The sequence below is a fragment of the Methylobacterium sp. 391_Methyba4 genome (genome assembly GCF_029691625.1).
GTDB lineage: Bacteria > Pseudomonadota > Alphaproteobacteria > Rhizobiales > Beijerinckiaceae > Methylobacterium > Methylobacterium fujisawaense.
Genome location: NZ_CP121475.1, coordinates 3,149,689 through 3,169,389 on the forward strand (window position 1 = coordinate 3,149,689; position 19,701 = coordinate 3,169,389).

Annotated in this window: 22 protein-coding genes and 1 pseudogene; 17 read left to right on the top strand and 6 right to left on the bottom strand. The window is 70.9% G+C overall.

Features of this window, described 5'->3' with window-relative positions; genetic code table 11:
- Positions 1-51 precede the first annotated feature (51 nt).
- Entirely contained in the window at positions 52-2,295 is a 2,244-nt protein-coding gene (locus P9K36_RS14665; RefSeq protein ID WP_244435336.1) for a CHASE3 domain-containing protein, read from the bottom strand.
- A gap of 247 nt (positions 2,296-2,542) precedes the next feature.
- Between P9K36_RS14665 and P9K36_RS14670 the strand changes: the two genes are divergently transcribed.
- Positions 2,543-2,788 (top strand): hypothetical protein, encoded by a 246-nt coding sequence (locus P9K36_RS14670; RefSeq protein ID WP_042673477.1) that lies wholly within the window; start codon positions 2,543-2,545, stop codon positions 2,786-2,788.
- A gap of 223 nt (positions 2,789-3,011) precedes the next feature.
- On the opposite strand, the pseudogene P9K36_RS14675 reads toward P9K36_RS14670, so the two are convergent.
- Positions 3,012-4,296: pseudogene (locus tag P9K36_RS14675) on the bottom strand (FAD-dependent oxidoreductase).
- Positions 4,297-4,468: 172 nt separating this feature from the next.
- Positions 4,469-5,374: an SDR family oxidoreductase gene (locus tag P9K36_RS14680; protein WP_278307207.1), complete on the bottom strand. Its 906-nt coding sequence runs from the start codon at positions 5,372-5,374 to the stop codon at positions 4,469-4,471.
- Between the two features lie 218 nt (positions 5,375-5,592).
- Between P9K36_RS14680 and P9K36_RS14685 the strand changes: the two genes are divergently transcribed.
- The 5 genes from P9K36_RS14685 (at position 5,593) to P9K36_RS14705 (ending at position 10,470) form a co-directional block, all read left to right on the top strand.
- Complete coding sequence (locus P9K36_RS14685; RefSeq protein ID WP_278307208.1) at positions 5,593-5,838, top strand: hypothetical protein; 246 nt, start codon at positions 5,593-5,595, stop codon at positions 5,836-5,838.
- Between the two features lie 600 nt (positions 5,839-6,438).
- The gene (locus P9K36_RS14690; protein ID WP_278307210.1) at positions 6,439-7,569 is read left to right on the top strand and encodes a radical SAM protein; all 1,131 of its coding nucleotides are present in this window, start codon (positions 6,439-6,441) and stop codon (positions 7,567-7,569) included.
- 7 nt (positions 7,570-7,576) lie between these two features.
- Positions 7,577-8,422, top strand: a complete 846-nt coding sequence (locus P9K36_RS14695) for a hypothetical protein (protein WP_278307211.1) — start codon at positions 7,577-7,579, stop codon at positions 8,420-8,422.
- Positions 8,419-9,663, top strand: a complete 1,245-nt coding sequence (locus tag P9K36_RS14700) for a hypothetical protein (RefSeq protein WP_278307212.1) — start codon at positions 8,419-8,421, stop codon at positions 9,661-9,663. Before P9K36_RS14695 ends, P9K36_RS14700 begins: the two co-directional genes overlap by 4 nt.
- 24 nt (positions 9,664-9,687) lie before the next feature.
- Positions 9,688-10,470 carry an exodeoxyribonuclease III gene (locus P9K36_RS14705; protein WP_278307213.1) on the top strand — a complete coding sequence of 261 codons (783 nt, stop codon included), beginning with the start codon at positions 9,688-9,690 and terminating at the stop codon, positions 10,468-10,470.
- Positions 10,471-12,053: 1,583 nt separating this feature from the next.
- Here the strand turns inward: P9K36_RS14705 and P9K36_RS14710 are convergent.
- From P9K36_RS14710 to P9K36_RS14720, 3 genes are all read right to left on the bottom strand, one after another.
- Complete coding sequence (locus P9K36_RS14710; RefSeq protein WP_278307214.1) at positions 12,054-12,827, bottom strand: hypothetical protein; 774 nt, start codon at positions 12,825-12,827, stop codon at positions 12,054-12,056.
- 64 nt (positions 12,828-12,891) lie between these two features.
- Positions 12,892-13,242 (bottom strand): hypothetical protein, encoded by a 351-nt coding sequence (locus P9K36_RS14715; protein WP_278307215.1) that lies wholly within the window; start codon positions 13,240-13,242, stop codon positions 12,892-12,894.
- A 147-nt stretch (positions 13,243-13,389) separates the two neighbouring features.
- A complete protein-coding gene (locus tag P9K36_RS14720) occupies positions 13,390-15,576 on the bottom strand; it encodes a hypothetical protein (RefSeq protein WP_278307216.1) in 2,187 nt (728 codons plus the stop codon).
- Between the two features lie 461 nt (positions 15,577-16,037).
- On the opposite strand from P9K36_RS14720, the gene P9K36_RS14725 reads away from it, so the two are divergent.
- The 11 genes from P9K36_RS14725 (at position 16,038) to P9K36_RS14775 (ending at position 19,654) form a co-directional block, all read left to right on the top strand.
- The gene (locus P9K36_RS14725; protein WP_278307217.1) at positions 16,038-16,394 is read left to right on the top strand and encodes a hypothetical protein; all 357 of its coding nucleotides are present in this window, start codon (positions 16,038-16,040) and stop codon (positions 16,392-16,394) included.
- Positions 16,391-16,633, top strand: coding sequence for a hypothetical protein (locus P9K36_RS14730; RefSeq protein WP_278307218.1), 243 nt, complete (start codon positions 16,391-16,393; stop codon positions 16,631-16,633). The genes P9K36_RS14725 and P9K36_RS14730 overlap by 4 nt, the downstream gene beginning before the upstream one ends.
- The gene (locus tag P9K36_RS14735; RefSeq protein ID WP_278307219.1) at positions 16,633-17,211 is read left to right on the top strand and encodes a lysozyme; all 579 of its coding nucleotides are present in this window, start codon (positions 16,633-16,635) and stop codon (positions 17,209-17,211) included. Before P9K36_RS14730 ends, P9K36_RS14735 begins: the two co-directional genes overlap by 1 nt.
- Before the next feature lies 1 nt (position 17,212).
- Positions 17,213-17,338 (top strand): hypothetical protein, encoded by a 126-nt coding sequence (locus P9K36_RS14740; RefSeq protein ID WP_278307220.1) that lies wholly within the window; start codon positions 17,213-17,215, stop codon positions 17,336-17,338.
- A gap of 1 nt (position 17,339) precedes the next feature.
- Positions 17,340-17,819: a hypothetical protein gene (locus P9K36_RS14745; protein WP_278307221.1), complete on the top strand. Its 480-nt coding sequence runs from the start codon at positions 17,340-17,342 to the stop codon at positions 17,817-17,819.
- The gene (locus P9K36_RS14750; protein WP_278307222.1) at positions 17,819-18,118 is read left to right on the top strand and encodes a hypothetical protein; all 300 of its coding nucleotides are present in this window, start codon (positions 17,819-17,821) and stop codon (positions 18,116-18,118) included. The genes P9K36_RS14745 and P9K36_RS14750 overlap by 1 nt, the downstream gene beginning before the upstream one ends.
- A complete protein-coding gene (locus tag P9K36_RS14755; RefSeq protein ID WP_278307223.1) occupies positions 18,115-18,504 on the top strand; it encodes a hypothetical protein in 390 nt (129 codons plus the stop codon). The genes P9K36_RS14750 and P9K36_RS14755 overlap by 4 nt, the downstream gene beginning before the upstream one ends.
- Entirely contained in the window at positions 18,504-18,968 is a 465-nt protein-coding gene (locus P9K36_RS14760) for a hypothetical protein (RefSeq protein WP_278307224.1), read from the top strand. Before P9K36_RS14755 ends, P9K36_RS14760 begins: the two co-directional genes overlap by 1 nt.
- Positions 18,965-19,150, top strand: coding sequence for a hypothetical protein (locus P9K36_RS14765; protein ID WP_278307225.1), 186 nt, complete (start codon positions 18,965-18,967; stop codon positions 19,148-19,150). The genes P9K36_RS14760 and P9K36_RS14765 overlap by 4 nt, the downstream gene beginning before the upstream one ends.
- A 61-nt stretch (positions 19,151-19,211) precedes the next feature.
- Positions 19,212-19,382 (top strand): hypothetical protein, encoded by a 171-nt coding sequence (locus P9K36_RS14770; RefSeq protein WP_278307226.1) that lies wholly within the window; start codon positions 19,212-19,214, stop codon positions 19,380-19,382.
- Positions 19,382-19,654: a hypothetical protein gene (locus P9K36_RS14775; RefSeq protein ID WP_278307227.1), complete on the top strand. Its 273-nt coding sequence runs from the start codon at positions 19,382-19,384 to the stop codon at positions 19,652-19,654. Before P9K36_RS14770 ends, P9K36_RS14775 begins: the two co-directional genes overlap by 1 nt.
- The last annotated feature ends 47 nt before the right edge of the window (positions 19,655-19,701 follow it).

Sequence of the window (19,701 nt, forward strand, 5' to 3'; positions counted from 1 at the left end):
CGCCCCTGCCTCCTGAGCCGATCAATGGGGGCTAGCGACAACCTCCGGGCATCAGGAACTTGCGTCCCTCATCGGGCGCAAAGGCACGACATTCGCAGCCTCCTTCGCCGCTGCGACACTTCCCAGGACCTCGGCGACCTTGCGGGCGAGCTGCTCGCGCTTGAACGGCTTGCCCACGAGGTGCACGCCGTCGTCGAGCCGGCCGTGGTGCACGATGCTGTTCTCCGTGTAGCCGGACATGAACAGCACCCGCACCTCGGGGCGCAGGGACTGCACCCGTTCGGCGAGCTCGCGCCCGCGGACCTTGCCCGGGAGGACCACGTCGGTCAGTAGCAGGTCGACGGACGCCGCGTTGGTCCCGAACACCCGGAGCGCGTCCTCGCCGTCGACGGCTTCCAGCACCCGGTAGCCGAGGTCGGAGAGGATCGCGCAGGCGATCTCGCGCACCCCCGCCTCGTCCTCGACGACCAGCACCGTGGCCGAGCCGCGCGGCAACTCGACGGGCGTGCCCGTGACCGGCGCGGCGGCCACGGCACCGACCGCCCGGGGCAGGTAGATCTTCACGGTCGTGCCCTCGCCTGGCTCCGAGTAAATCTTCACGTGTCCGCCTGACTGCTTGACGAAGCCGAACACCATGGCGAGGCCGAGCCCGGTGCCCTTGCCGTCGGGCTTGGTCGTGAAGAACGGCTCGAACACGCGCCTGACGATGTCTGGGGTCATGCCGTGGCCGGTGTCCGAGACCGCCACCATGGCGTAGTCGCCCGGCGTGATCTCGGCGTTCTCCCGGGCGTAGGCCTCGTCGAGAACCTTGTTGCCGAGCTCGATGGTCAGCCGGCCGCCGCCCGGCATCGCGTCGCGCGCGTTCAGCGCGAGGTTGAGGACGGCGCTCTCCAACTGGGCCGGGTCGGCCATGGCAGGCCACAGGCCGGCGGTCTCGACGTAGCGGACCTCGATGTGCTCGCCGAGCGTCCGCCGCAGGAGCGGGATCAGGTCCGGCATCGTCGCGGCGAGGTCGACGGGCGCCGGGGCGAGCGGCTGCTTGCGCGCGAAGGCGAGGAGTTGGCCCGTCAGGGTCGCGCCGCGCTGGGCAGCCCAGGACGCGCGCTCGATCCGCTGCTGCAGCTTGGCGTCGCCGTCGAGCTTGGCCCGGACGAACTCCAGGTTCCCGAGGATGACTTGCAGCAGGTTGTTGAAATCGTGCGCGATGCCGCCGGTCAGTTGCCCGACTGCCTGCATCTTCTGGGCCTCGCGCAGCACGGCCTCAGCCTGGGCGCGCTTGGTCATGTCCGAAATGGTCAGGACGAAGCCGCCGTCGGGCATCGGCGTCCGCCGTATCTCCAGGTGGTGTCCGTCGGTGCCCTCGCGCTCGTAGGTGACCGCCTCGCGGAGATTCCGGCTGCCGTGGCGGATCTGGTCCTCGGTTTCCAGGGCGGGGCGACCGGGCTCGCTAGTGTGCTCGACGAAGGTGCCGTAGGCGGTGCCCGACCTCAGCATCGCCTTCGGCAAGTCGAGCAACACCTGAAAGCACTCGTTCCAGTTCGCGAGCTTGCGGTTGGGGCCGAACACCGCGACGCCCTGGCTGAGGCTATCGATGGTGGTGCGAAGGCGCAGCGCCAGGGCCCGCTGCTCGGCCTCGGTCGCGTAGGAGCGCGACCACGCCCGGTTCAGGAGGCGGGCCGCCCAGAGCAGGGTCAGGACCGCCAGCGCCGATCCGACGATGACCATCCAGCGCACCCAGGCGGCCCGGGCGTCGTTCTGGGCGAGTCGCTCGTCGAGCAGCCGCTGCTCGTCGCCGAGCATGCCGTCGAGTAGGGCCTCGGCGTCCCGCATGTGGTTGCGGCCGGCGTCACCGTTGACGATGCGCAGGGCGTTCTCAAGCCCGCCGTCGCGGCGTGCTTGCAGGGTCTGGGCGAGCTCTTCCAGCTTGTGCTGGATGGCCGGCGCCAGGGCGCGGATGCGCTCCTGCTGCGTGGGGTTGTCGGCGGTCAGCTTCTGCAACTCGCCCTGCAGCAGGCCCAGCCGGTCACGGGCGGCGTCGTAGGGGCCGAGGTACTCGTCCCGGCCGGTGAGGACGTAGCCGCGCTGGCCGCGCTCGGCGTCGCGCAGCGCGATGGCGAGGTCCTTGGTGGTGCTGAGGACGCGGTAGCTGTGCTGCGACCACTCTCGGGCCGCGCGCGAGGCGTTGAGGCGCTCCCAGGTCACCGCGCCGACCAGGGCGACGATGGCCATGAGGACACCGAGCACGAGGAGGTTGGCGCGCCTGACGAGGTACTGGGTCATGGTGTCCGTGAACATGCCGGCCGCTCGCGGCTGCCTTTCGACGCAACTGGCGTGCGACCTTGGCCGGAAGCGAGGGACGCGGGCATCGTCTGCCCGCGGGTCCGTGGCCACCGCATGGGGTGCGATTGCGGGAATTTGCGGGCGGGCCGACGGAGGGGGCGCACGTCAATGTGATGGAGACGGCCCCGGTCTGCGTCATCGTCCGCAGAGACTAGGCTCCCCTCGGAGCGTTGTCGGATGCGACCGTTTAACCGGAGCCGTTATGCTGGACCCGTTCTATGCCGCATTCCTCCTCGCTGTGGAGGCCCAGAAGGTCATCGAGTTGCGGCTCGTGCGGATCGCCTGGGGCGGCGCCGAAGGCCAGGCCGAGATGGTCTCGATGGTCGGCGAGAAGGTCGTGGCCGCGATGGAGGCCGCCAACACCCTGATGACGAGCGGCAGCCACGGTGATGTCATCGCGCGCTACCGGGAGCTCGTCGCGGACAACACTCACCGCCTAATGGCCTGAGCCGGCATCGGAGACGACAGGCGGTAAGCTTTCATAAGCCAACCTTGCGGGCGTACCTGCCCTGATTACGCGACTTGACGAAGGAATTTTCGAGACCCGCACACGAATTTTACGTTCGTCCGCGGCCGTGTCCGCTTACGGGAGGCGCACAGCTGCGCGCGAACGACTGCGTTGGGTCGCCAGCAGAATGGCTGCTTCGCGCTGGGACGCTGAGATCAGTATGCTACCTGGCCGCCCGCGTCCCCGCGGCGAGGCCGTCGCGCCGTCCGGCGTGGACCCTGCCTCGAAGCGCCGCCAGGGCCTCGTCGGCGGCCCGCACCCCGCTGTCGTGCGCCCCGTGGGCGGTCGTGAAGTCGAAGGGATGCGTCGCCTCGCCCGCGAAGAACAGCCGGTCCTCGAAGGGCTGGGCCAGCCGCGCCCGCGCCCGAGACTCCCCCGGCAGGGCGCAACTGTAAGCCCCGCCGATGTATGCCATCCGGCTCCAGGACGTCGCTGCAAGCGGCCGGATGGCCGACGCCACCTCGCTCCCGAACAGGGCGACCAACTGCGCCGACACGTACGCGAAGCCGGCCGCCGGGCCCTCCTCCTGCAGGATGCGGGCGCCGTCGCCCCCGAGGAACGCCTCGATGACCGGCCAGCCGTTGGGCCGGATCGAGGAGGCGGAACTCGGGTCGTGCAGGTCGCCATAGGCGTGGCTGTCCGGGGCGAACGCGGAATCGCGCCTGATCTCCAGGAAAACCTTTTCGTTGCGCCCGAGCGGCAGGGCGGCGGCCGCCTCGCGCCAGGGGGCGGCCCCTGAAGGAAGGCGGAGCGCGTCGCCGGCCAGGACAGCGGTCGAGACCGTGAGGATGGCCGCCCCGGCGCGGACGGTGCCGGTGCGGGTAGTCACGGCGACGCCGTCCGTGGTCAACTCGATCCGCTCGGCGGGGGTGGCCACCCGCAGGGCCGTCGAGGATGGCAGGCTGGCGGCGACCAGCGTGCCGTAGCCGAGCGGCAGGTTCCAGTTCTTACCGGCGAGGCGTCGTCGTAGGCCAGGTAATCGGTGGCGGAAATGTTCTCGGGCGAGGCCCCGCTCATGAAGCCGGCGATGGCCCGGACATAGGCGTTCCACCGACCGCCGGGCTCCAAGGCGTCGCTGGCCCGGTCGCTGCCGGCCGCGATTGTCCGGAGCCGCTCCTCCCAGTCGGCGTACGCCTGCCGCGCCGCATCCTGGGCGTCCTCGTCCTGGACGATGCCCGGATGCGCCTTCGCCCACGGCGGGTCGCTGCGGTCGACCGGAAAGCCCGATGCCTCGGCGATGACGACCCACGCGTTGCGGTCGCCCGAGTGTAGCCACTCGCAGCCGAGGTCGAGCGGGTAGCCTCCGAAGTCCTGCGTGTAGGCGCGCCCTCCGATGCGCGACGATGCCTCTAGCAGCAGGGCCGACGCGCCTCGGGCGGCGAGCCTCCGTGCGGCGGCGATGCCGGCGGCGCCCCCCCCACAATGACGACGTCGAACTCGCTGGTCATCAGACGAAGGTGAGGTCGGCCGACGTGGCTTCCAAGGATGCCGCGAGCGTTGCATGGCAGGCATTCGGGCCCCCGATCGTCGGGGTCACCGCCCTGCGTCGGGGACATCCTGGCCAAGGCTTGCCGTCTTCGGCCGCCATGCAAGGACGCGGGCGGCCGAAACCGGGATGCCTCAGGCGGTGCCGTTGCCGCCGGTGGCGCCGTAGACCTCGCCGGTGACGTAGCTCGCCTCCTGGCTCGCCAGGAACACGTAGACCGGGGCGAGTTCCACCGGCTGGCCGGGCCGTCCCAGCGGCACCTCGGACCCGAACTTCTCGACCGCTTCCTGCGGCTGCCCGCCGGAGGGCTGCAAAGCTGTCCAGAACGGGCCCGGTGCGACGGCGTTCACGCGGATGCCATTGGCCACCTGCTGCTTGGCCAGCGCCTTCGAGAAGGCGACGATGCCGGCCTTCGTCGTGGCGTAGTCGACCAGGATCTGCGGCGGGTTGTAGGCCACCACCGAGGCGGTGTTGATGACCGACGCGCCCGCCGGCATGTGCGGCAGGGCCGCCCTGGTGATCCAGAACATCGCGTAGAGGTTCGTCTTCAGCGTCCGGTCGAACTGCTCGTCCGTGATGTCGCCGATGTCCTTCTGGTTCGTCTGCTTGCCGGCGTTGTTGACCAGGATGTCCAGGCCGCCCAGGTCGGTGACGGCTTTCCTCACCAGGGCCTCGCAGAACGCCTTGTCGGTGATGTCGCCCGGCAGCAGGACGGCCTTGCGCCCCTCCGCCTCGATGAGCTTGGCGACCTCCTCGGCGTCTGGCATCTCGTCCTCGACGAAGCTCAGCGCGACGTCGGCGCCCTCGCGGGCGAAGGCGATTGCGGCGGCGCGCCCGATGCCGGAATCGGCACCGGTCACGAGGGCCTTCCGCCCCTCCAGCCGGCCATGACCCCGGTAGCTGGTCTCGCCGTGGTCGGGTTTCGGGGCCATCGCGCCAGCGAGGCCGGGTGCTTCTTGAGGCTGTCGCTTGAACGGCGGTTGCGGGTATTGCGTACGGGGGTCCTGCATCTTCAGGCGCAGGTCCGGGGCATCTGTCATCGGATATTCCATGGCGGCGGATCGGTCGGGGCAGCGCGTCCGACGCGGTTGAGGGGTCGGCCTGCCCGTATGTCTGGCCAATCACCGCCCCACGGGACGGTTCCGGCCGCCGCCTAGGCACGAACGCCCCCCCGGATGGGTCGGACCTGCGTCATCGTCCGCATGGACCGGCGCCCCGCCCAGGCGTTGTCGGGTGCGACCGACCAACCGGAGCCGTCATGCTCAACCCGTTCTGTGCCGCCTTCCTGCTCGCCGTGGAGGCGCAGAAGGTCATCGAGTTGCGGCTGGTGCAGATCGCCTGGGGCGGGGCGGAAGGCCAGGCCGAGATGGTGTCGATGGTCGGCGAGAAGGTCGTCGCCGCGATGGAGGCGGCCAATACCCTGATGGCGGGCGGATCGCAGGACCAGGTCATCGCCCGGTACCGGGAGTTGGTCGCCGACAACACGCGCCGCCTTACCGCCTGATCCGAGCGGTCCCGCGGTCAGGCCGTCAGGTGGAAGTGCCCCCCCCGAGCTGCTGGAGCGTCAGGTCCGGCCCTCGGCATGCGGCTCCCTGGGGGAAGCGTCGTCCCCGGGTGGGGGCGGCAGGTGTGGCGGCGGTACCCGCCCCGGGCTGGGCGGCGTCGGCAGGCCGAGATCCTCGGTCGGCGCAGTGGCCTCGTCGGTCGGTCCGTCTCGTCGGGCATGGCTCAACTCCGTTGATCCTCGACTACGCGCGATAGCCGGCGGGGATGCGTGGGCGCCGCCTGCGAACGATGGGGGCCTGTCCGACCGGCGCGCCAACGGATCCCCGCCTGGGCCGATGGGTGGAGGACGCGCGGCGGCTTTTCTTGGGGCGGGAAAGCCGGACGGTTGCGGCGTTCGCAAGGCATCGGGGTGAAAGCTTCTCGGCGCGTGTGGCCCAGCCGCGAAGTGAACCGGCCACTCTTCCGCGCGTCATCATGGAGTGAAGTTTGTGGGTGACCTCGAAGGGTCGTACGGTCCATCACGCCGTGCGCTTGTCCAATAAGTGACCCCATGGTTCATTTCAGGCACGGACGAACCCGGCGGAAGGACAGTCTCTCGATGCCGAATACGTTCGCGGCGGACCCCGAGTTCGCCCATCACTTCCGACGCCTGCACCAGGTGTTCATGTACGTCACCGACCGGTGCAACCTCGAATGCGAGCAGTGCATCTACAAGCCCAGCATCTCGCACTTCATCAACGAGGAGATCGCGCTCGACGACGCCCTTGGCCTGCTGGCGACGTTCCGTGGCCTCGGCGCGGGCAAGGTGACCTTTCTCGGCGGTGAGCCGACCCTCTACGGCCACAGGCAAGGCGGGCGGCCGCTGCTGGACCTGATCGAGGGCACGCGAGCCCTCGGGTACGAATATGTCAGGATCGACACCAACGGGCAGCGCGTCTCGTCCCTGCTCGCACAGCCCTCGTTCCAACGGCTCGACGAGGTCGCCTTCAGCCTCGACGGGTTCTCTGCGGGGACGAACGACCCGCTGCGCGGCAAGGGGACCTTCGTCCGTGCCGTCGACGCGATCCGCAAGGCCGTGGCGCTTGGCTACTTCGTGACCGTCACCTGCTGCGTCCAGAGGTTGTTCCTCGACCGGGACAAGACGGGGACGCTCAACCTCGAACGGATGATCCGCTTCGTCGAGGAGCTAGGCGTCCACCAGGTCAACTTCCACGACCTGTTCAAGGTCGGGATCCCGATGGACACCTGGACGGGCGACTTCGCGCCCCGCCCGAAGGACTGGGTGCCCGTCTACGAGGAACTGTCCGCCAAGGTCCGCGCCGGCGCCTTCGGGATCAAGGTGCGCCTACCCCAGTGCTTCGTGACCAAGGCCGAGTTCGCCCGGGCGCCGGACTACTACGGGTACTGCCCGGTGAAGCTCGGCGAGCGGGTCATGGTCCATCCCAACGGGACCATCCGGATCTGCTCGAACCTCATCTGCACGGCGTTCGGCGTGGCGACCTGGGGCGAGGGTAGGATTGGCTGGGAGCGGTCGCACGCGAACGAGCTTGCCGGCCACGACCTCGACCGCATGACCCCCTGCACCAACCGCAGCCGCCACAGGAAGTACGGCGACCTGGTTCCGGTGTGCTTCTCGTTCAAGCCGGGCCAGGACGAGTACGTGTGGGACCATCGGCTCGGCTGGGACGACGCGGCCCGGAAGCGCGGGGACCTCGATGTGGCCGTTTAGGAAGGACATGGAGGAGGCGAAGGCGCGCGAGACGCTGCAGGCGGCGGGCTACACCGGCTCGTTCAGGCGCATGCGCATTATCGCGTACAGCCCCATCGACAAGGCCGAGAATGTCAAGCTGCACGCCACGACCAACCGTACGCTCGTGCGCGTCCTCGTCGACGGGGCCCTCGGCGACTGCATCCACATCACCGGCAAGATGAACGCCCTGGCGGATCCGTTCCACCGTCGCCTTTGCGCGGAAGTCTACCGAAGCGGGAAGACCCGTTTCCAGGTCGTCTACGACGGTTCCCGAGACCTAGGACCGGCAACGGGGAAGGTCGCGATCCATAGCGCTCGACGCTGGAAGGACGTCGCCTGGAACGACAAGCTCGCCGCGGTCCGCCTCATCGGAGAGCAGTACGTGGACCTGTGGACGGCTCCGACGAAAGACGTCGTCCAGTACACGGTGTTCGGCAAGCGTTTCACCCAGCTGCAAGGGACGCACGAGGAGGTCGACGGCGTTCCCAGCGTCGCCAAGAGGATCTGGCTGATCGAGTCCGAGGAGATCAACGACTTCCTGGCCGCCAAGGCCAAGAAGACGCTCAAGGCATCCGTGGACGTCAGGGAGCAGCTCTTCCATACCTTCTTCGTCCGGGTGAACGGGACCGCAGCTCACGATATCCTGACGACCTTGCGGCGGGCGGGCCCGACGAGCCGCGGATGCCTGCTGACCGAGCGCCTGCGTGACTTCGATCCGGGCGTCGACGAGGTCGTCGAGGGCCTAACGGCGGTCGACCTGATCGCCGAGGACGCGGCGGGGACGTTCAGCATCACCGACCAAGGCCGGCAGTTCCTGTCCCGCGCCGAATGAGCCACCTCGACGATTGGATCCAGACCCTGGACGGTTTCCTTGCGCGCGAGGGGGCCGACTTCCCGGGCATCCTGGCCGCCACGATGGCCGACGGCGGGCCGTTCCGGGTCTCCCTCGTCGTGCCCCAGGACCGAACGGACGTGCTCGCGGCAGTGCGGGACATCGAGACCCTGCTGGTTCGGTATGGCCTGGACGCCAGGGTCGAGCTCGGCGTCCGCAATGGCGAGTGCCTGTTGCCGGATTACGACGACGTGGACGTGCTCGTGGTCCTCGTGCTGGACCCCGAGACGCATGCCTTCTGCCGCGAGTTCGCGGCCTGCGAGACGAGAAGGCAGAGGCTGCTCGCCTGCATCCCCGACGATCCCGCCCATGGCCTCCTGAAGCGTGTCCTGGAGGCCGGTCCGGGCATTCGTCCAATCCCGCTGCCGGTGGCGAAGCTGGCGGCGGGCGAGGCGAACCGGGCCGGCATCGACATCGTCCGCGCCTGCACCGACCGGCTCCGGGCCGCCCACGCCAAGCGCCGGAACGAGCTTCGCCTGAAGAACACCTACGTGTTCGTCCTCCACGGCATCAGGACGCGCGCGCCTTGGCTGTCCGCCGTCCAGAAGGTGCTGGAGCAGGCTGGGGTCGTGCCCGTCACCACGAACTACGGCCGGTTCCCGCTGCTCCGGTTCGTGACGCCGTTCCACTGGACCAAGCGGGACGTGGTGGATCGCGTCCGCGACGATATCGTGGCCATGCGGCAGGGCAAGGACGACGGCTGCTTCGTCGTGCTGGCGCACAGTTTCGGGTCGTACATTGTGGGCCGCCTACTCGTCGGCGGCATGAACTTCCAGCGCGTGGTCCTCTGCGGGTCGATCCTGCGCACGGACTACCAGTTCGCCGATGATCGGCCCGGCTTCCTGAACGATGTCGGGTCCCGGGACTTCTGGCCGATCGCCGCCTCCAAGATCTCCGGCCTTTACGGCAGCAGCGGCAGTTTCGGCTTCAGGAGGAGCGGGTTCGTCCGGGACCGCTTCCATCCGAACCTCAGGCACAGCGATTTCCTCAACGAGGGGTTCGCGCGCGAGTTCTGGGTCCCGTACCTCTGCGACGGACGGGAACCGGCCTTGGTGGAGACGTGCCACCCTTCCTGGGCCCAAAGGATGATCGACAATTACTGTCCGCGCCTGTCCTACGCGTCCATTGCCGCCGCCGCGGTCCTGGCCGTCTTGGCCGCGCGGCATTACGGCCTCGTGTAGGACCGCCATGCCCCGGGGCCGCCCATGAGGATCGTCACCTGGAACGTGAATGGGCTCCGGGCGACCGTGCGGCAGGACTTCGAGGCTTGGCTGGCCCTGGCCGGCAACGACGTCGTCTGCCTGCAGGAGGTCAAGGTCCACGAGGACCTTCTCACGACCAACTGGTTCTCGGGATACGTAGCCTACTGGAACGGCGCCGAACGGAGCGGATACAGCGGCGTGGCCACGTTGGTCCGGGAGGGCATCCCGGTCCGCGGCGTGACGCGCGGCATAGGGCACGCCTCCGACTCTGAGGGTCGTGTCCTGACGCTCGACCTCGACGCCTTCACCCTTGTGAACGTGTACGCGCCCCACAGCCACCGCAAGCTGACGCGCGTGGCCGAGAAGCAGGCCTTCATGGAGGCCTTCGACGCGTACGTCGCCGGCCTGCGGGACCGCGGCCGCCCCCTCGTCCTCGTCGGCGACTTTAACGTCGCCCACACCGAGGCGGACCTCGCCAATCCCCGTGCCAACCGCAAGAACGCCGGCTTCCTCCCGGTGGAACGGGCCTGGGTCGACCGCCTGCTCGCATCCGGCTTCGTTGACGCCTTCAGGTGGTTCGAGCCTGACGGAGGCCACTACACGTGGTGGAGCATGCGCCCAACTGTCAGGGAGCGGAACGTCGGGTGGCGACTGGATTACGCCTTCGTCGATCCGGCGTTGCAGGGTAGCCTGATCGCCTGCCGGCACCTGACCGAGCGGACCGGGTCGGACCATTGCCCGGTCGAGGTCGAGTTCCACGATACCGACACGACGATATCCCCCTGAAACAAGCCACTACGCCGATCCCCCCATCGGGTGGCGCCCTACAGAGACGAAAGAGGCACCCGATGGTCTGATGGGTGCCATTTGCGGCTTGGACAGCACGGCTTGACCACGGCCCGCCGTTAAACCTGCTCGCCGGTTGTCCCCTGCTCCCGTTCCGGGATCGCTTGCGATCAGGACCGTTCACCTGCAATTAGGACGGCGTGTTCGCGCCGACGAACTGTTCCGCGAACCGGACGGGGATCCCCGTGCCGGCCTTCGCCGATTTCTCCCGCTGATAGCCGCGCGCCTCGCCCCGCGCGTCCCGGGAGCCCGTTTTACGGAAGCCTCCCGATGACCGGACATCTCCGAAAACACGCCGCCGCGAATGCGGCGGAGCTCGCCCCGTCCGCCCGTAGCCACCGGCGCGTCGAGCGTTGCCCCGACCCCGACACCCGCGAGGGCTGACCCGGCGCCGATGGGCGCGCCCGGCTGCCTAGCGCTCGGAGGCAGCGATGATCCAAGACCTGAAAAGACGCTCCGCCCAGGCTGCGCCACAGGCGGGACGATCCCGCTTGCACGAGCCCTACATCCAGGGCGCTCGTAAGAGCCGTTCAGCAGGTCTCATGACATGAAACGCGCAGGCCTGCACCCGTCCGATTGACCTATGGAGTGGCCGAGCACCACCAGGCGCGCCGGGGGCGGAGGCCGGCTGCCCTCGATGGCCGGGGCGCCTGCCCGGGGCGGGGATGCCGGGGACGGGGGCGCGCCTGCAGGGCGGCGGGATCCCCGGGGCGCGGGGCGCCGGCTGGCCCGGGGGGGATGCTGATGCTGGCGGGGGTCGAGGCAATGCCCGAACGGTGAGAGCGTGCGATGGCGAAACAACCCCGCACTAGGGCCGACCCCCCAGGGGCCCCCCGCTCTCATAGACCGCGTCCGCGTCCCGGCTGCCCGAGCTCCACCAGGCGCGCCGGGGGCGTGGACGGGTCGCCCTCGATGGCCGGGGCGCCTGCCCGGGGACGGGGATGCCGGGGATGGGGGCGCGCCTGCAGGGCGGCGGGATCCCGGGGCGCGGGGCGCGGGCCGGCCCGGGGGGGATGCTGATGCTGGCGGGGATCGAGGCGATGCCCGAACGGTGCGAGCGTGCGATGGCGAAACAACCCGGTACGGTGGGGGTATATCGATCCGTCGGGCGAGGCCCTGGGGCGACCGCACAGCCCCTCGCGCACGCGCGCGCGTACATCTACCCATCCCCCACCCGGCAGGGCCTGGCGGGCATCCTGGCGCCTCGACCCTTCGGTGTCCCGGACCGATGGGCAGGCGAACCCCGCCATGGGCGCGCCGGACCGATGGGATGGACGGCAGGCCAGCGTCGGGTCGTGGCCCATGCGCCCCATGGGCAGGCATGGGGATCCATGGGCCTGGGATGGTGGGCGCACGGACCCCGCCCAGGGGCGCGCCGGTCCCCATCTCAGGCCCATGGCGTGCCCATGGGGCCGTGGCCGGTCATGGCCTGATATCAGTGGGTTAGGCCGGCCGCGTCGGGGGCGGCCGGCCCATGGGAGACCCATCCCGCGCCCATGGGGGTGCATGGGCCCGGGATGGGGTCAGCGGCCGGACAGGCCCCGGTCGGACAGGATGCGGCCGAGGCGCTGCTTCACGGCCTGATCGAACAGGACGGGCAGGTCCTCGTAGGCGCGGGCGACGATGCCCTGGAAGTCGAACCTCGGCCGCCGGTACTCCTCCTGGCGGTAGGCGGCCACCAGCAGGCGGGGGGCTGAGAGGTTGTGGACCTGGCGCACCCCGCGGCGGCGGGGACCGGTCGCCTTGGTCCTCTCCGGGCGCTCCCAGATGGCCTGCGTCCCGAACACGGAGGCGAAGAAAACGGGGCGGCGCTTGGCGTCCCGCGCGCGGGTCGTGCGGTGGACGGCCCCGCCCTTGCCCTTGGGGGCGGCCCGGCGGGACAGGCCCCTCAGGACGTTCCGCCGCAGGCCCCCGGAAGCGGGGTCGACGAGCTCCTCGGCCACGGGCATGAACAGCCATGTCTGGCCGGGACCGATGTTGCCGGGGACGCGGGTGCCGCCCTTGATCTGGTAGGCGTAGTACGCCGACTGCCGGTCCCGGATGTAGATCCTCGCCGTCATGTCCCCGTTGAGCCGGGCCCGGGTGTAGCCGAAGGCGTTCCGGACCGTGAAGTCGACGGGGCGGTCGAAGACGCGCTTGGCTTCGTCCCGGAGCGCGTCCCGGGCGGCGAACACAACCCCGTTGAGGGAGTAGCTCGCGGCGAACGGGAGCACGTCCTTGGCGAACCCGCCGAGCTGGCGAGCCCAGCCCTTGGTGTCCACGCGGAATTTCAGGTCGACGAGGGGGCGGTCAGACATGCCGGGCAGGCTGCAGGGGGCTCCGGGACCGCGCTAGGGATGGGTGCTGAACACCCACCCCCGGTCAGTCCTGCCGGGGAGCGAGCCGGTCCGCCAGAGCCGCGTGGATCGCTTCGCGCCGGAGCGAGACTCCTCCGTGAGCCTTGCCCCTCAGGGCCCGCGCGGCGCCCCCGAGGATGTCGTGGAGGTCGACATGCCGGCGGACGGCTCCCTGGCCTGCAGGGGGGCGCAGGGCGTCCCGCAGGGCGTCGACGATGGCCGCGTCGAGCTGGCGGGGGTCGGGGGCGCCGGCGTCCCTGAGGGCCTGCCTTTCAGCGCGCTTGCGCTGGCGGTCGGCATCGCGACGGGCGGCCCGGGAGGACAGGGCCGGGACAACGGAGGCCGTGGACATCGAGGGCGAGGGGGACGGGATCATGGGCCGATCCTGCCGCGGGGGCTGGCAAGGCACCATGGCCCCGAAACGACGACGCCCGCCGCGGTCTCCCGGCGGCGGGCGTGTGTCCTGGCAGGACGATGTGCTGCATCGAGAGGCCAGTCCCGGACGGCTCGCGCCGACCTGCAGTCAATGTAGACGCGTCGCCGGTGAGGGACAATGCCCGAGAGTGCGGACCTGGCGACGGGGGCGGGGCGCGCGGGGCTTCGCAGGCTCCTGCAGGGTCGAGGCGATGGCAAGCCGGGGACCGCCCTCCATCTCGCCCTGCAGGACCCACATAGCGGTCTCCAGGGCGTCGCGGCGGGCCCTCGGCCTGGACGACGGGTCCCGATAGCCGGAGACCGAGATGAAGTGCTGCCAGAGCCGCCTGAGCCGGTCCTCGTGGTCGGCGTGGATCTGGCCGGCCGGGAGGGGGCGCTCCATGGCCCACAGGGGGTACAGGCGGGCCAGCTCGGGGTCCGGATCCGCCGTGATCCAGGCCGGGATGGGCTCAGGGGTGGCGGCGGGGGCAGGCTCCCCCTGAAGGGCGTAGCCCTCAGATAGATAGCGTGACGGATCTGTCGGAGCTGTGAGCGTGCACGCCTCCACGAGGGCCTGCATCTGCGCGTCGGAAACGTCCTCGTCGGGGAGGTCGAGGAAGACGGCTGCACGGTCGGCCGCGCCCTCGAACATCTCCTCCAGCGCCCGCTCGACCGTTCGGGCGCAGCATCCGAGGAGCTCTGCGACCTGCTCGGGTTCGAGATCGCCCTCTGAGACGAGTTCGAGGATGAGCCCCGACCGCTCGCGCTTCTCCTTGGCCATGGCCTCCCTCTTTCTCGCCCCCAGCCGCTCGCGCCGAGCCGCCTGCCGCTCAGCCGGCGACAGGGCCTGCCGGTCCTCGATCACGGGCGTGAGGATCCGGAACCCGAGCTCGGCGGCGAGCTCTCGCGTCACCTTCAACTCGCGCGCGACCCGGCCGATGCCGTACTCGTAGAGGGGCGAGACCTCGCGGGGCTCGCCGCCCGGCGGCTTGTACGTGACGGTCTCGCCGGCCTCGTGGCGCCGCAGCGCCTTCTCGACGGGGCGGAGGTAGGTCGCCAGCGCCTTTTCCGACAGCTTCGGACCGCACAGCCACGGGGCGAGCTCGGCCGCCCATGCCCGGGCGTCGCCGCCCCGGCCCGCCTGCGCCCAGGCGCAGCACAGGTGGTGGCCGATCAGGTTCCGGATGCCGAGGTCCGGGGAGACCGCGCCGTCGCCGGCATGGTGCCGCATCAGGACCTCGATCTCGTTCGCGACGACGGCCCAGCGCCCCGGCATGGGCGCGCGCAGGAATCCCGCGGAGGTCCTGCCTTCGGCGACGGCGCGCTCCTGGCGGGCCTTGCGGGCCGCGTCGCGCTCGTCGAGGTAGGCCTTCGTCTCCTGGCGCGTGAAGGGGAGCACGCTGTCGCAGAAGGCGTCGAAGCCGGAGCGCTGCACGTCGGCCCATGAGGCGGGCCAGACGAGCCGGACAGTCTCGCCGCTGGCGTCGTTGGTGGAGCCCGCGATGCGATGGACGCGGCTCATGTCGGCGACGGCCCAATCGATCCGGCCGCCCTCCCACAGGGACCGCATGGCGGCCGCCTTCGTGGTGACGCGCTCGGTGCCCGCGCCGCGGCCGGTGGTGATCTCTTCGCCCCAGTACGTCCTGCAGGCCTTGAGCACGCGCCCGCGCGCCTGCGGGGGGATGTGGCCGTCGGCGAGGTAGACGCCCCAGATCCCGCGGCCCGAGAACGTCATGTAGTCCGGCCGCGGCACGCCGGCGGCATCATGACGGGCAAGGATGATGCCGGCGACGTCGGCGGGATCCATCCCGTGGAACCCGTCGCCCTCGCGGATCTCCAGGTCGAACCACGCATAGGCGTTGATCGCGACGAGCTCGTCGGACCGGCAGCCAGTGGCATGGCGCTGGAGCGAGACGTACCCGGCCTCGGGCAGCATGTGCGAGTGCGCGAGCTGGATGGGATGCCGGGTGATCCGGTGGCCGGGGTTTGCGCCCGTCAGCGTGGCGCGGCCCTTCACGGGGATCTGGCGGCGGACCTTCTTCCGCTTCGACGCCTTCTCGTAGACCGAGCTATGGGTCGGGTGCAGGACCGCGAGGTGCGCCGCCCGGGCGTCCAGCGCGGCGCGCTCGGCCGCGGCGGCGGCAGCCTTCATATCGACGACGGGCGCGGGCTCGGCCTTCACGACCTTCGCGCGCCGGGACGCCGCCAGGGTGGAGCGCGCGCGGATTTCCGCGGCGAGAGGCGTCTCGTCGAGCAGGCAGTCCGGGGTCTCGGGGATGAAGTAGTCGGAGAGCATTCTCGGTCCGGGAAGGGGCCGTCGGCGAGGCAGCACACCCACCGACTGAGGATAGATTTGACCGTCCTCCCGCCTCGCACAAGCCCGGCCGCGCCGGCGCGGAGGCCCTCGGTTAACGCCGCCCAGGCCGCCGATCCGGCTCGTCCCGACGCTCCCACGTCCGGCCCGTCCGCGCCCCTGGATGCCCGCCGCGGCCCCGATCCGGCCTGATCCGGCGACTCCGCGCACCCGCCTCCGAGAACCCCTGCCAAGCCGGTCCTGGAGCCTCGGACCGCGTGAACGCGAAAGTGCGTAGACGTCGCCCCGGGTGGGCGCAGGCCGGCCGCGGCGGGCGGGATCCAGGGCCTCAAGGACCGAATCGCCAGTGCTTGGCGACGAATCGCGACCTGGTTCCCGGCTCTTACCGTGCGCGGTCCCGCGACCTCCGGATGATCGAGCCTGCACCCAGCGCAGGCCCCTCGATGTCCGCCCCGTCCCCCGTCCCCCCCGACGTCCGTGTCGACCGCTCCGGCGGCCTGCGCGCCATCGCGACCAATCACAGCGTCCGCCGCTACGTCGAGCGCTCCCTCGGGATCGGGGAAGAGGCCCTCGCCGGCCTGGATGACGCCGCGGCGGTCGAGGCGCTCCACGCCGCCGGGTACCACGTGCAGGCCTACCGGGACCGGCTCTCGTATTTCGGCGGCGTGCAGCTCCGCTACCGCGCCGACGGCGTCGTCATCGACGGCATCCGGCTGGTGCTCGACGGCGACGTCGTCGTGACGGTCGTTGACAGCCGCGGGCCCGTCACCCGCCGCCAGGCCGAGAGGGCCGCAGCATGAAGTTCGAGCTCGTCCACAACCTGGGGGCGGTGATCAGGCGCGCCTGGTCCATCCGGTTCCTCGCCCTCGCGACGGTGCTCGATGCCGCGCAGGCGAGCGTCTCCTTCTTCTCCGGCTCCGAGCTCGTCTCCCCGACGACGCTGAGCCTCGCGAACATGGGGCTGGCCCTGGCGGCCCTCGGGGTTCGGTGCGTCGCCCAGCAGGGCGTCACCACCCCCGCACCCGAGGGAGACGCCTGATGGCCTTCTCGTTCGCCGCCCTGTTCCGGCGCCGTCCCGCCGCGGCCGGTCCCGTGGCCCCCGCGCCCGTCCTGAAGGTGCCAGCCGCCGCCCCGCGTCCCGCCGCCAAGGGCAAGCTCCGCAAGCGCATGGTCGCCGGCACCGCCGCGGCCGCGCTCGCCGTCACGTTCGTCGGCGGGAAGGAGGGCATGCGCCTCAAGGCCTACAGGGACATCGTGGGCGTGCCGACGATCTGCGCGGGGGAGACCCGCGGGGTGACCATGGACATGGTCTTCACCCGGGCCCAGTGCGAGGCGATCCTCCTCAAGGGCCTCTCCGACTTCGAGGACGACGTCCTCCGCTGCGCGCCCAAGATGGCCGACGCCCCGGACGAGCGCCTGGTCGCTCACGTCTCGCTCGCCTTCAACATCGGCGCCTCGGCCTACTGCCACAGCACCGTCGCCCGCCGCTTCAACGCCGGCGACGTCGGCGGCTCCTGCGACGCCTTCGACATGTGGGACCGGGCCGGCGGCCGCCGGGTCAACGGGCTCTCCATCCGTCGCGATGACGAGCAGGTCCTCTGCCGGAAGGGTCTTTGAAATGGACAATCACACCATCCTTGGGCTTGCACTCATCGCCATGCTGACCCTGTCGCGGGTCGCCAACGTAATCCGCGATGTCCTGGTCGCCAGGGCCGAGGCGGCAGCCCGGCGTGAGGCCGAGTGACATGGCCGAGCACATCGCCTCGGCCCTCACGCTCCTCCGGCACGGCTGGACCGCGTTCTCCCTCAGCGCGACCTTGGCCGGGCTGGGCGGCGTCGGCCTGATCGCGGTGGCACTGCTGGCCGCGGCCTATCTGCCGGGCTGGCTGCGCCGGCCCCTCATCGGCGCCGGCGTGGTCCTCCTGGTCGGCGCCGCGCTCTACCAGGCCGGGCAGGCCAAGGGCGCGCACGACGCCTTCGCGGTCGAGTCGGCCAAGACCCTCCAGCGCGAGCGCGACGAGGCCGCGGCCGCCCTCGCCGAGGTCCGGCGCCAGGCGGCGGCCGCCTCGAAGATCTCCGACGCGGACAGGGCCCGGGCCGACGCGGCAGAGGCCTCCGCGAAGTTGGCGGCCGCCCGGGTGCGCGAGCTCCAGCGCCACCTCGCCCGCACGCCAGACGCCGGGTGCGTGACCGACGAGGACGCCCGCCTGCTGAGGGGCCTCTGATGCGCCGCGTCCTGATCCTCGCCGCCGTCGCCGGCACGGCCATCGCGCTGGGCGGCTGCCCCGATCGCGCGGCACTCGACCTTAGCGGCCGCGCCGCGCTGCCCCCGGTCCCGGCGGACCTTGAGGCATGCATCCACCGCACCTTCCCCGAGATCCCCGCCCGCGCCTTCGGCCGGCGCGAGGCCGTCGGGATCATCGCCGACGCCAAGCTGCTCGACCGGGCCAAGACCGCCTGCGGCGAGCGCGCCCTCGAATGGATGAACGGGGTCTCGGCCGCGTTCGGGAGACCCGCCCAGTGACCCTCGATCCGACCATATCGCTGGGCGTCCTGCTGGCCGTCGGCGTCACTCTCTTCCTGGCGGCCCTCGGCGGGTACGCCGGCTACGTCACGCTCCGGAACAAGGTCGTCGAGGTCGAGGGGCGGGGTAAGGACACCGACAAGGCGGTCGCCGCCTACGGGACGGCCCTGGCCGATCTCCGGAGCCACACGGACAGGGCGACCGCGGCGTACGGCACCGCCCTGGCGGACCTGCGCGGGCACATCGCCGAGACGTGCGTGAAGAAGGATGACCTGGAGCGGATCGAGAACCGGCTGACCGACAAGATGGACAAGGTCGAGCACGGCATCCGCAACGCCCTGACGGAGATGATCCGCTCCATGCGGCCGCGCCGGGGGGACGAGTGATGCGGCGCCCCTTCTGGATCGCCTACTGGGGCGTCTCCCTCGCCTGGCTCCTGATCCTGTTCGTCGCCTCGTTCGGGGCCCGCATCGAGGCCACGTTCGCCCCGGTCCGCATCGAGCAGCGCGTCGAGGGCGTGTCCCGGGAGGCCGGCCGCCTGTGCTGGTCCTCGGTGGCACTCAAGGTCCGTGACAAGGCGAGCGACGACGTCGACGTCTACGTGCGCGTCGCCGGCGGCGAGCGCCTGGTGGCCTCGGTGTACCACGCCGACAACCTGATGCCCTGGCGGGCGTCGGCCGCGCCCAGGCCGGGCCCCGTCGCCATGCGGTACTGCCTGACGCTGCCGCCGCATGTCCGGGACTGGGACCCGGTCGAGGTCGAGTGGCAGGCCTGGTACCCGGGCTTCCTCAACCTGTGGCGGATCGGCCTGGTCATGCCGCCCGTCCTCTCCCCGGGGACGGCGCCGTGAACCTGACCTTCGCCGTCGTCCTGCCGCTCGCCTGCTGGTCCCCGCCGCCGCGGCCCCTCGTCGACGCCCCGGTCCTGTCCGCCCTGCGCGGCGAACCCGTGCCCCAGACAGGCCGCCCCGACGCGGTCGCCGATGCCCTGGCCGCCCTGTCGCCGGCGCAGAGGCGGCGGCCGCGCCGGTGACCACCTTCGTCGTCGGCGCCCTGATCGCCCTGTGCCTCGTGCCCCCGCCCCGGAGAGCCCGTTGAGCGATGAAGCCGCCGCGGCCGTGATCGAGGCCGCCTGCCACCTGGTGTTCCGGGAGCGCTGGAGGATGAAGCTGCCCGACGACCGCGAGATCCCGGACCGCCTCGCCGCGGCGCTGGAGAAGACCCTCGCCGCCCTCGATGCCGCGAAGCCGGAGGGGCAGGACTGATGGGCTGCCACCTCGACCGCCATGACGTCTATCCCTCGGTCCACGAGGTGAACCCGATCAAGGTCGCCGGCCTCATGGACACCCGCGGCCGGGAGGCCTGCCGCGAGCGGTGGCACTGGCTGAACGATCACTACCTGTCCGACCTCGCGGTCCGGGGGCGGCGGCTCATCGCGGCCGGCAAGAAATGGCCGGGCCCGACGGCCCCCAAGCGCCGCGGCCCCAAGCCCGGCCAGGGCCGCCGGCGGAAATCTCAGCCTGACCCGTTGTCGTAGGCATCGCCACCCGTACCATTCTCGCACGAACCAGGATCGTGCGAGAA

Coding starts and splice junctions, on each gene's coding strand:
- P9K36_RS14700 (WP_278307212.1), top strand. CDS start 8,419: ATGAGCCACCTCGACGATTGGATCCAGACCCTGGACGGTTTCCTTGCG.
- P9K36_RS14710 (WP_278307214.1), bottom strand. CDS start 12,827: ATGTCTGACCGCCCCCTCGTCGACCTGAAATTCCGCGTGGACACCAAG.
- P9K36_RS14760 (WP_278307224.1), top strand. CDS start 18,504: ATGCGGCGCCCCTTCTGGATCGCCTACTGGGGCGTCTCCCTCGCCTGG.
- P9K36_RS14745 (WP_278307221.1), top strand. CDS start 17,340: ATGGCCGAGCACATCGCCTCGGCCCTCACGCTCCTCCGGCACGGCTGG.
- P9K36_RS14665 (WP_244435336.1), bottom strand. CDS start 2,295: ATGTTCACGGACACCATGACCCAGTACCTCGTCAGGCGCGCCAACCTC.
- P9K36_RS14695 (WP_278307211.1), top strand. CDS start 7,577: ATGGAGGAGGCGAAGGCGCGCGAGACGCTGCAGGCGGCGGGCTACACC.
- P9K36_RS14730 (WP_278307218.1), top strand. CDS start 16,391: ATGAAGTTCGAGCTCGTCCACAACCTGGGGGCGGTGATCAGGCGCGCC.
- P9K36_RS14690 (WP_278307210.1), top strand. CDS start 6,439: ATGCCGAATACGTTCGCGGCGGACCCCGAGTTCGCCCATCACTTCCGA.
- P9K36_RS14735 (WP_278307219.1), top strand. CDS start 16,633: ATGGCCTTCTCGTTCGCCGCCCTGTTCCGGCGCCGTCCCGCCGCGGCC.
- P9K36_RS14775 (WP_278307227.1), top strand. CDS start 19,382: ATGGGCTGCCACCTCGACCGCCATGACGTCTATCCCTCGGTCCACGAG.
- P9K36_RS14725 (WP_278307217.1), top strand. CDS start 16,038: ATGTCCGCCCCGTCCCCCGTCCCCCCCGACGTCCGTGTCGACCGCTCC.
- P9K36_RS14720 (WP_278307216.1), bottom strand. CDS start 15,576: ATGCTCTCCGACTACTTCATCCCCGAGACCCCGGACTGCCTGCTCGAC.
- P9K36_RS14715 (WP_278307215.1), bottom strand. CDS start 13,242: ATGATCCCGTCCCCCTCGCCCTCGATGTCCACGGCCTCCGTTGTCCCG.
- P9K36_RS14750 (WP_278307222.1), top strand. CDS start 17,819: ATGCGCCGCGTCCTGATCCTCGCCGCCGTCGCCGGCACGGCCATCGCG.
- P9K36_RS14680 (WP_278307207.1), bottom strand. CDS start 5,374: ATGACAGATGCCCCGGACCTGCGCCTGAAGATGCAGGACCCCCGTACG.
- P9K36_RS14670 (WP_042673477.1), top strand. CDS start 2,543: ATGCTGGACCCGTTCTATGCCGCATTCCTCCTCGCTGTGGAGGCCCAG.
- P9K36_RS14705 (WP_278307213.1), top strand. CDS start 9,688: ATGAGGATCGTCACCTGGAACGTGAATGGGCTCCGGGCGACCGTGCGG.
- P9K36_RS14685 (WP_278307208.1), top strand. CDS start 5,593: ATGCTCAACCCGTTCTGTGCCGCCTTCCTGCTCGCCGTGGAGGCGCAG.
- P9K36_RS14740 (WP_278307220.1), top strand. CDS start 17,213: ATGGACAATCACACCATCCTTGGGCTTGCACTCATCGCCATGCTGACC.